We start from the raw sequence: 9,192 nt of genomic DNA, 5'->3' as shown, positions 1-9,192 counted from the left end.
AATATTCCTATGCACGCTTAGTGATAAAGAGACCACTAAGCGTGCGCAGATTACTAAACACAAGGATTGAGAGAAAGCCGCAAATGTTACACAATGTAAATAAATGACGAGCTTTTGACCCGTAAATGATAAAAATATAGCTATATTAACCACATATAATTCACAAATTAGAATTATAAATAATCATACTCGATGAATCATCGCGACACTGGAGTGTCATACCAACCGTCGTGAGAAGTTGAATATTCTAGTGTGCTTTCACACTAATTCTGAGTAATTGCTGTTATTGATATTATTTCTGAACCGCCTTAAAACGTGGGTTTGCCTTACAGATAACGTACAAACGCCCTCTTCTCTTGACGATTTGACAATCGGGGTGGCGGCTTTTCGCGCTCTTTAATGATTTAACCACTTTCATCTCTTAATCCTTATCTCGGTTGAATTGACCAAATCGACGGTTGAAGTTGGCGATACGGCCTTCTGCTTGAACAACGCGCTGTTTGCCCGTATAGAAAGGATGGGATTGAGACGAAACGTCTAACGTGAAATACGGATAAGTTTTTCCATCTTTCCATTCGATAGTCCTATCGGTCTGCAACGTTGAACCAACCACAAAATATTCGTCTACGCTCGTGTCATGAAATATCACAGGGCGGTATTCGGGATGGATACCTGTTTTCATACAAAAGTTTCCCTCTTAGTAAATGTTATAATATAACATATCAATTAAGAATCATTCTCAAGAAAAGATCAAGCATCTTTTTGTGGTATTTTGGTTTTTATATCTCATGAACAAGACCCTATATCCATGTACTCCATTGAGCCGATTGGTATTATTGAAAGCCCATATAAAGAAAAATTTGCTGTTCCTCGCCAACCCCGTTTGGTCCCCGCAGCGCGATCACGGGTTAAGCTTCAAGGTACCGCAAATAGCCCCGAAGCCGTGCGCGGATTGGAGCAGTTTTCTCATGTGTGGTTACTGTTTTTGTTTGATCAAAATTTAGATGCAGGATGGAAGCCAACCGTACGTCCACCTCGCTTAGGCGGCAACGAACGTATTGGCGTATTTGCTTCACGCTCGACCTTCCGCCCCAATGGCATTGGTATGTCTGCAGTGGAGGTCAAAGGGATCACTAAGAAAGGCGATCAGATCTATTTGGAGCTAGGCAACGTAGACTTGGTCGATGGCACACCGATCATCGATATCAAGCCATACATCCCCTACTCGGATTCGATTGTAGAAGCGCAAGGTGGTTATGCCGAAGAAGAGCCTGAAACATCACAGGTACACTTCTCTGCTACAGCTCTGGGGACACTCGAAAAGCGTAACGATGCTGGGTACGTAACCACTGTAATAGAACAAGTCTTAGCACAGGATCCTCGTCCGGCTTACAAGAAAAACAAACCAGACGACAAGGAATATGCGGTAAATTTGTTCGATCTGAACATCAAGTTCACTGTAAGCGATAACTTAATAAAGGTTACTGCGATTGAAAGCTTTTGACAAAAGCATTTGGCTGATATTATAAGCCGCTAACAATTTTCCCTTCGAGGGGCCTCATACTCCTGACCACTTCGGTTTGAGTATTCAACTTTAATAAACGGATAAATTTAATGCGTACCAGTAATTATCTTCTTTCAACTTTGAAGGAGACTCCAAACGACGCAGAAGTCGTGAGCCACCAGCTCATGCTACGCGCGGGTATGATCCGTAAGCTGGCTTCAGGTCTTTACACCTGGCTGCCTACTGGTCTACGTGTGCTGCGTAAAGTCGAAAACATCGTTCGTCAAGAAATCGACAATGCAGGTGCAGTCGAAACTTTGATGCCCGTTGTTCAGCCGTTTGAACTATGGGAAGAGACAGGTCGTTCTGAGAAGATGGGTCCTGAACTACTTCGCTTTACTGACCGTCATACTCGTCCGTTTGTTCTTAGCCCTACCGCTGAAGAAGTGATCACTAGCCTTGTGCGTAACGAAGTGAGTTCATACAAACAGCTTCCGCTAAACCTATACCAAATCCAGACGAAATTCCGTGATGAACGACGCCCACGTTTCGGCGTCATGCGGGCACGTGAATTCTGCATGATGGATGCGTATAGCTTCGATATCGACAAAGAAGGCCTAGAGAAATCTTACCAAGCGATGCACGATGCTTACTGTAAAGCATTCGATCGCATGGGTCTTGAGTACCGCCCTGTTCTCGCTGACTCTGGCGCTATCGGCGGCAGTGGCTCTCAAGAGTTCCACGTACTGGCAGAAAGTGGCGAAGACCTAATCGCATTCTCTACTGAATCTGATTACGCAGCGAACATCGAGAAAGCAGAAGCAGCAGCACCTGCCTTTGAGCGTGCGCAGCCGACTCAAGAGATGACACTAGTTGATACGCCAAATGCAAAAACCATCGCTGAACTCGTAGAGCAGCATGGCCTTTCAGTAGAAAAGACTGTCAAAACTCTATTCGTTAAAGCGTCTGAAGAAGTCGATGCAGACATCATTGCTCTCATCGTTCGTGGTGACCACGAGCTAAATGAGGTGAAAGCAGAAAACCTACCTCAAGTTGCTTCTCCATTAGAGATGGCAACTGAAGAGGAAATGCGTGCACTGATCGGTGCTGGCGCTGGTTCTCTAGGCCCTGTTGGTCTTAAGCTACCATTTATCGTTGATCGCTCTGTTGCGGTTATGAGCGACTTTGCCGCAGGCGCAAACATCGACGGCAAACACTACTTCGGTATCAACTGGGGCCGTGACGTTGAGTTAGGCCAAATTGAAGATCTGCGTAACGTCGTAGAAGGCGATCCAAGCCCATGTGGCCAAGGTACGCTGATGCTCAAGCGTGGCATTGAAGTCGGTCACATCTTCCAGCTAGGTAATGTTTATTCTCAAGCGATGAACTGTGGTGTTCTTGGTCCTGACGGTAAGAACGTCATCCTAGAGATGGGTTGTTACGGTATCGGTGTTTCACGTGTTGTCGCTTCTGCGATCGAGCAAAACCACGATAAGTACGGCATCATCTGGCCAGACGCACTAGCACCTTTCCAAGTGGCTATCGTTCCTATGAACATGCACAAGTCTGAAGAAGTGAAAGAAGCGGCTGAGAAGCTATACGCTGAACTGACGGCGATGGGCGTTGAAGTACTCTTTGACGACCGTAAAGAGCGCCCAGGTGTCATGTTCTCGGATATGGAACTTATCGGTATTCCTCATACTATCGTGATCGGTGATCGTTCAATGAAAGAAGGCAACTTCGAGTACAAGAACCGCCGCTCTGGTGAGAAAACAGCCGTTGCTATGACAGACATTGTTGAGCACGTTAAAGCTCAACTACAATAATCTGCACTAAGCACACTGTGCCGAATATATAGCGATGAAAAGGGTTGGCTTAGGTCAGCCCTTTTTTACGTCTGTTTTTTTAAGTCTGCTGACTCCCGCTAATATTTGCGTTGTTAATCTTTGGTTCATAATCATCACCTTACACTAAGTTTAATCTAGTAAGGAGATCACATATGGATCTAAAAAGTCTTCTCAACCAAGCACTCAAATCTGACCTACTTAAACAAGGCGCAGATGCGCTTGGTAAACAAACCAATAACATCAAATCCTCATCAAGCTCTAGTCAACTTAAAACACTTGGCGCTGGAGCAATAGGTGGTGGCCTCATCGGCATGCTAATGGGCTCGAAGAAAAGTAAAAAGATGGTAAAAAAGGTGGGTTCTGGGGCGTTCAAAGTCGGTGGTGCCGCCGCATTAGGTGCTCTGGCGTATAAAGTCTACAACGATTGGCAGGCAAAGCAGGACACAAAAGGTGTCAACGAAACCTTCGATCCTGATGAAAACAAACACGCAACACTGATCCTCAAGGCCATGATTGGCGCAGCGAAAGCCGATGGCCATGTCGATGATCAAGAAATGACTCGTATTGAGCAGGCACTGACCGACATGGGCGCCGACGAGCACACAAGGCAATTGGTTCACCAAGAACTACACAAACCTCTCGACCCGGCTGAAATCGCGCGTCTAGCCTCCTCGCCGCAACAAGCATCAGAAGTTTACCTTGCGTCACTGATTGTAGTCGATGAACAAAACTTTATGGAGAAAGCCTACTTGCAGGAACTCGCTAAACAGCTCAATCTAGCTCCAGAGGTTACTGACCAATTGGAAGCCCAATTGCAGTGATGAAGGTTTACCCAAATAGATGGTTAACTTGAGCCAGAGCAATTCTCCGCTTTGAGTTTCAAAACGGCTGTGTGTATATTTGAGAGCAGTTATCATTTATTAAGGATTTAGCCATGCAAGTATACGACTGTTGTGAACTTGTTCGTGCACTTTACGCTCAAATTGGTAGTGGCGATCAAGCTTACATACCCCAAGCAATATCATGTGCAGTAAAAGCATTGAATGACGTTGCGGCTGACGAGTCTCTACCTAAAGACATTCGTGACAAGGCAGCATTTGCTGCGGCAAACCTACTGATCTCTGACTTCGAGGATAAATAATGAACTTGGCAAACTTTGAGTCTATGGATCCAATCATGCTGATGAGCATCGTCAACATGAAACTACGCGATGACTTTAATGGGGATCTGGATAAACTGGTCGTATTCTTCGATATCGACCGCAGTGCGCTTGAAGCAAAACTGGCAACAGCGGGTTTTGACTTTCTGCCTGACGCTGGTCAGTTCCGTTAACCGTTCACCGTTAACCACAGCGGACAATGTAAAAAACAAATAGAAAAAGGGCTTGATGCACTCATCAAGCCCTTTTCTTTTATGTCTTGTGTCAGCTTATTAGCCGAATGAAGCCCAAATAACGGTCGCGACGAGAAGCGGACAAACAAATTTCACGTAAGCAGGCCAAAGCTTACCGAACCAGCCTTGAGTGAACTCAGGACACCCCTGTTCAAGCTCTTTAATTTTCGAATGACGGCTCCATACCCAACCACCAAATAAACAAAACAGCAACGCCGCCATAGGCTGTAAGTATTGCGTTGCGGCGGTTGCAACCAAGCCAAATAACGCGCCAAAGTTAAATACAATAACCACACTGAACAATGCAATCAGGCCACCTAAAACCCAGCTTGTTGCGCTACGTTTGGTGTTAAATCGCTCACTGACTAGCGCAACCGGACATTCAAGCATCGAGATAGATGATGTCAATGCTGCAATCGTCAGTAGTAAGAAGAACACGATAGAGAACAATTGTCCCAGCAGACCCAAGCTATCAAACATCAAGGGGAGAACGGTAAATACCAGCGTATCAGAACTCAATAGTGAGCCATCTTCCGCATAGATTTGAACGCCTTTTTGCATCGCAACAAACATTGCAGGCATCACCACTAGGCCAGCAATAAATGCAACAGCGGTATCTACCATAGTTACATTCATCGCCATTTTCGGCAGGTTTTCTTTTTTACTTAGGTATGAGCCATAGATAAGCATCGAACAGCCGCCGATAGTCAAAGAGAAGAAACCTTGGCCCATCGCTGCAAGGATAAGCTTGCGGTCCCATACTTTCTCAAAGTCAGGCACCAGATAGTGCTTTAAACCTTCCATCGCGCCGTTTTGTGTCATGATGTAGACGAATAACAAGCCGAACAAGACAAACAGTGCTGGCATTAAGCGTGTTGACCACTTTTCAATGCCCTGCTTTACGCCGCCTTGCACGATCAAAATGGTCAATACATAAAACGTAATCGTACCAAATAAGTTCCGCTCGACGCTGAAGCCTTTCAACCATTGCGTTGCTGTTTCCATGCCCACAATGTCGGTCATTGCGCCCAACATAAAGCAGATCAACCAACCGCCGACAATTGAGTAAAAAGCCAAAACGGCACTTGGTACACTCAGACCAATCCAACCGACAAGACCACCAAGCTTTTTACCTATTGGGTTGTCTGTTAGAGCGCGCATACTGTCAACTGGGTTTGCTTGGCCATAACGACCAATCGCCATTTCAACCACCAGCATTGGGAATGCCACGATAAGGATCATCACCAAATAAACCAACAAGAAGGCACCACCGCCGTTACTTGCAGCTTGAGTAGGGAAACCCCAGATGTTACCAAGGCCTACGGCAGCACCCGCTGCGGCTAAAATAAATCCGAGACGTGAGCCGAAATGCTCACGAGGCTGAGAAGAAGTTTGTTGTGTCATACCACTCACACAAGATACCAATGAACTAGTTGACTAGTACATTATAGTAATCTCTTCGTATCAACAAGAGTCGTCAGGTTAATTAGTCAATATTAACAACAATTAGCGGAGAATCAGTTTGTAAATTTCAACTTACACCCATTCTCATCAAGTAAGCATAACCACCCCGAGTGGAAGATAACGCTTACTCGCAGGTGGTGATGCTATTGCAGTTTCTGGGAATTAAATCGTGAAGACTTGGTAATCTTTCAGCTCAGGGATCTTCTTAAGTAGATCTTGTTCTTCACCAGCCATGTTATCCAGTGATTCACACCAGTCCTCTGCTTGCTGTTCGACCTCTTTTGAGTGCTCAGCCAAGCGTTCTTGTACCTTAACTTGCAATTCGGTCATGCTTTCAGACAGTGCAGTTAAGTTCAAACCACCGTCCTCTTTCATTTTGCTAGACAATGCATCTAGTGCACTGGTTAAGAATTCTTTGTTGAAGATTTCTTGTGCCTTTTCGAAATCTTGAGTCCACGACTCAGTCATTGAATCAAAGCTATCAGCAGGCAGAATAAAATCGCCATCTTTGTAGTAGCGTGCTTCCACATCCGCAAAAAAATCCTTCAACGCGACTTTGACATTATCAAATGATTCTGGTGCATCAAGGCTGACCGCGATGTCATCGATAATATCATTTGCCAATGCTAGGCCATCACTTGCCAGCTGTTTTGCTTGCGGAATGTACGCATTCATCTTTTCGCGGTAATTTTCAATGGCCGCTTTCTGGTCATTATCCAGATCAATTCGCTCGCCTTTGATAAACAGGTTGTTGTCTCCATCAACGACCGCTTTTTCACCATTGGTATGTACGATTTCTAAGTTCTGACCATCCATACGAACTTCGTTGTTGATATCGACGCGACACTGAGCCGCGTAGCCACTTGCGCTGATGGCCAACAATGAGAGTGTGAGCAGTTTCTTCATTACTTTCTCTTTTTCATGGTTATCTTACTTAATGATAACAAGTAATTATGCATAAGATGTCAGCAAACCGTCACGACTTCATAACACGCTCTGTTGTCACCAATGTTCATATCAATCTCTTCCCCCTCTTCTCTGCCTATTAAGGCACAACCAAGGGGGGATTTCGGCGTGAGAACAAACACCTCTTTTCCTTGCCATTGGACGGTCAGCCCGCCAGAACAAGGACCGATAAAGAAGGCTTTTTCAGTGTCATTCTCATCCACTAATTCCACATAAGCACCCACCGAAATAGGGGCATCGACAAAATCACGCACAACAAGAACACGGTACTGGCGGAGTTCCTCCTCACTCTCTTGCACACGCATGGCTTGTCCGTGTGCAAGATACGACGCTTCAAGCGCCAATGTATCGTATTTATGCTCAGGCACCGTTTCTTCATCTGTCGCGGCATCAATAGCGCTTTGTGTTGAAGCATGAGCAACGTGCAGTTTGTCTTCGAGCTGTTGAATGATTATTTGGACTAGATCAAATTTGTTCATACTTTTTGGACGCGCATCTGGCGCTCAGGGTGTGTTAATGTAACCCAGTTTATCATCAAATTAAGGGTTCCCCAGTATGCAAAGTGACTCGCTTGTGCAAACACTTCAATCCGTGTTCGGGTTTGACTCATTGAGACCGGGCCAACATTGCGTGATTGAGGCAGTAATGAACGGGCACTCAGCAGCTGCCATCTTCCCGACAGGCTCAGGAAAGTCGCTTTGCTACCAACTACCCGCGACCCAGTTACCGCATCTGACGCTCGTAATCTCGCCACTTCTCGCGTTGATGAAAGATCAACTCAGCTTTTTACAAGACAAAGGCATTGCCGCGGCATCAATCGACAGTAGCCAAAGCAGAGAAGAAACACAGCAGGTCATGGCTGGGGTGAAAAGTGGACAAATTAAGGTTTTGATGATCTCGGTAGAGCGGCTCAAGAACGAGCGTTTTCGTGAATTTATTCGTCAAATCCCGCTCTCTTTAATGGTGGTCGACGAAGCTCACTGCATCTCAGAATGGGGACATAACTTCCGCCCTGACTACCTTAAGCTGCCGCAATACCAGCGTGAACTGAATATTCCTCAAACTCTATTACTAACCGCAACGGCAACCCCAGCAGTTATCGAGGATATGCAAAGCAAGTTTAATATCGCCCATGAAAACATAACCGTTACTGGCTTCTACCGTCCTAACCTCGACCTTTCAATGGTGCCCTGCGATGAGGAGCACAAGCAAACTCAGCTCAATGACATTATTGCCGCATCACCTAAACTGCCAAGTATCGTGTACGTAACTCAACAACAAACCGCAGAGCAAGTAGCCAGCTCACTGATTCGTTTAGGTATCAATGCTCACGCGTATCATGCGGGTATGAAGAGCGACGTTCGAGAGAAAATCCAACAGCAGTTTATGGACTCGCAAATAGACTGCATTGTCGCGACCATTGCTTTTGGTATGGGGGTGGATAAATCCGATATCCGACGAGTCATTCATTTCGATTTACCTAAATCTATCGAAAACTACGCACAAGAAATTGGCCGTGCCGGACGAGATGGTCAACGTTCGGAGTGTATCTTACTGGGTAATACTTCTGGCTTAACGGTTTTGGAAAATTTTGTTTATGGTGATACGCCAGAACCAAGCTCAATCAATTACGTCATTAAGCAAATTCGCGAAAATACACCACAGTGGGAAGTGATGACACTGCGCTTATCTCGCGACAGCAATATTCGTCAACTGCCGCTTAAGACCTTACTGGTTTACTTAGAACTGGCAAAAGTAATTGAAGCCAAATACAGTTATTTTGCTGAATATCGATTCAAGTTTTTACAAGACCAAAGCTTCATTCTCAATCAATTCCAAGGCGAGCGACGTTCGTTTGTTGAAGCTATTTTTAATTGCTCGACCAAAGCCAAGGTTTGGTGCCAAGTGGATTTAGAAGCCTTGTGGATGAACTATCAATCTGAGCGCAGCCGTGTGGTTGCGGCGCTAGATTACTTCCACCAAAACGGTTGGATTGAATTAGAAAGCAAACAGCTCACC

Annotated in this window: 11 protein-coding genes; 6 read left to right on the top strand and 5 right to left on the bottom strand. The window is 45.4% G+C overall.

Going from position 1 to position 9,192, the window contains the following annotated elements; genetic code table 11:
• Window positions 1-292: 292 nt before the first annotated feature.
• Both ykgO and AND4_RS17835 read right to left on the bottom strand, forming a co-directional pair.
• Window positions 293-418 (bottom strand): type B 50S ribosomal protein L36, encoded by a 126-nt coding sequence (ykgO, locus tag AND4_RS19740; protein WP_009844388.1) that lies wholly within the window; start codon window positions 416-418, stop codon window positions 293-295.
• Window positions 419-421: 3 nt separating this feature from the next.
• Window positions 422-682: a type B 50S ribosomal protein L31 gene (locus AND4_RS17835; protein ID WP_009844387.1), complete on the bottom strand. Its 261-nt coding sequence runs from the start codon at window positions 680-682 to the stop codon at window positions 422-424.
• Window positions 683-808: 126 nt separating this feature from the next.
• Between AND4_RS17835 and tsaA the strand changes: the two genes are divergently transcribed.
• The 5 genes from tsaA (at window position 809) to AND4_RS17810 (ending at window position 4,683) form a co-directional block, all read left to right on the top strand.
• Window positions 809-1,504: a tRNA (N6-threonylcarbamoyladenosine(37)-N6)-methyltransferase TrmO gene (tsaA, locus tag AND4_RS17830; protein ID WP_009844386.1), complete on the top strand. Its 696-nt coding sequence runs from the start codon at window positions 809-811 to the stop codon at window positions 1,502-1,504.
• A 110-nt stretch (window positions 1,505-1,614) separates the two neighbouring features.
• Complete coding sequence (locus AND4_RS17825; protein WP_009844385.1) at window positions 1,615-3,330, top strand: proline--tRNA ligase; 1,716 nt, start codon at window positions 1,615-1,617, stop codon at window positions 3,328-3,330.
• 173 nt (window positions 3,331-3,503) lie between these two features.
• Window positions 3,504-4,172 (top strand): tellurite resistance TerB family protein, encoded by a 669-nt coding sequence (locus tag AND4_RS17820; RefSeq protein WP_009844384.1) that lies wholly within the window; start codon window positions 3,504-3,506, stop codon window positions 4,170-4,172.
• A gap of 113 nt (window positions 4,173-4,285) precedes the next feature.
• The gene (locus AND4_RS17815; RefSeq protein ID WP_009844383.1) at window positions 4,286-4,492 is read left to right on the top strand and encodes a YaeP family protein; all 207 of its coding nucleotides are present in this window, start codon (window positions 4,286-4,288) and stop codon (window positions 4,490-4,492) included.
• Window positions 4,492-4,683 carry a DUF4250 domain-containing protein gene (locus AND4_RS17810; RefSeq protein WP_009844382.1) on the top strand — a complete coding sequence of 64 codons (192 nt, stop codon included), beginning with the start codon at window positions 4,492-4,494 and terminating at the stop codon, window positions 4,681-4,683. Before AND4_RS17815 ends, AND4_RS17810 begins: the two co-directional genes overlap by 1 nt.
• A gap of 99 nt (window positions 4,684-4,782) precedes the next feature.
• Here AND4_RS17810 and AND4_RS17805 read toward each other — a convergent pair whose 3' ends face one another.
• The 3 genes from AND4_RS17805 to AND4_RS17795 all read right to left on the bottom strand — a co-directional run bounded on the left by AND4_RS17805 (window position 4,783) and on the right by AND4_RS17795 (window position 7,652).
• Window positions 4,783-6,147, bottom strand: coding sequence for a sodium-dependent transporter (locus AND4_RS17805; protein ID WP_043991867.1), 1,365 nt, complete (start codon window positions 6,145-6,147; stop codon window positions 4,783-4,785).
• A 222-nt stretch (window positions 6,148-6,369) separates the two neighbouring features.
• Window positions 6,370-7,113 (bottom strand): YggN family protein, encoded by a 744-nt coding sequence (locus AND4_RS17800; protein ID WP_009844380.1) that lies wholly within the window; start codon window positions 7,111-7,113, stop codon window positions 6,370-6,372.
• 59 nt (window positions 7,114-7,172) lie between these two features.
• Entirely contained in the window at window positions 7,173-7,652 is a 480-nt protein-coding gene (locus tag AND4_RS17795) for a GreA/GreB family elongation factor (protein ID WP_009844379.1), read from the bottom strand.
• A 76-nt stretch (window positions 7,653-7,728) separates the two neighbouring features.
• Between AND4_RS17795 and AND4_RS17790 the strand changes: the two genes are divergently transcribed.
• On the top strand, window positions 7,729-9,192 hold a 1,464-nt coding region (locus AND4_RS17790), incomplete at its 3' end, for a RecQ family ATP-dependent DNA helicase (RefSeq protein ID WP_009844378.1).

This window comes from Vibrio sp. AND4, from assembly GCF_000171815.1.
In the GTDB taxonomy this organism is placed as follows: Bacteria; Pseudomonadota; Gammaproteobacteria; order Enterobacterales; family Vibrionaceae; genus Vibrio.
The sequence above is the reverse complement of the archived record's forward strand: the minus strand, read 5'-3'. Positions and strand labels throughout refer to the sequence as shown.

Excerpts from the sequence above, each read along its gene's own strand:
- ykgO (WP_009844388.1), bottom strand. The coding sequence starts at position 418 with ATGAAAGTGGTTAAATCATTAAAGAGCGCGAAAAGCCGCCACCCCGAT.
- AND4_RS17835 (WP_009844387.1), bottom strand. The coding sequence starts at position 682 with ATGAAAACAGGTATCCATCCCGAATACCGCCCTGTGATATTTCATGAC.
- tsaA (WP_009844386.1), top strand. The coding sequence starts at position 809 with ATGTACTCCATTGAGCCGATTGGTATTATTGAAAGCCCATATAAAGAA.
- AND4_RS17825 (WP_009844385.1), top strand. The coding sequence starts at position 1,615 with ATGCGTACCAGTAATTATCTTCTTTCAACTTTGAAGGAGACTCCAAAC.
- AND4_RS17820 (WP_009844384.1), top strand. The coding sequence starts at position 3,504 with ATGGATCTAAAAAGTCTTCTCAACCAAGCACTCAAATCTGACCTACTT.
- AND4_RS17815 (WP_009844383.1), top strand. The coding sequence starts at position 4,286 with ATGCAAGTATACGACTGTTGTGAACTTGTTCGTGCACTTTACGCTCAA.
- AND4_RS17810 (WP_009844382.1), top strand. The coding sequence starts at position 4,492 with ATGAACTTGGCAAACTTTGAGTCTATGGATCCAATCATGCTGATGAGC.
- AND4_RS17805 (WP_043991867.1), bottom strand. The coding sequence starts at position 6,147 with ATGACACAACAAACTTCTTCTCAGCCTCGTGAGCATTTCGGCTCACGT.
- AND4_RS17800 (WP_009844380.1), bottom strand. The coding sequence starts at position 7,113 with ATGAAGAAACTGCTCACACTCTCATTGTTGGCCATCAGCGCAAGTGGC.
- AND4_RS17795 (WP_009844379.1), bottom strand. The coding sequence starts at position 7,652 with ATGAACAAATTTGATCTAGTCCAAATAATCATTCAACAGCTCGAAGAC.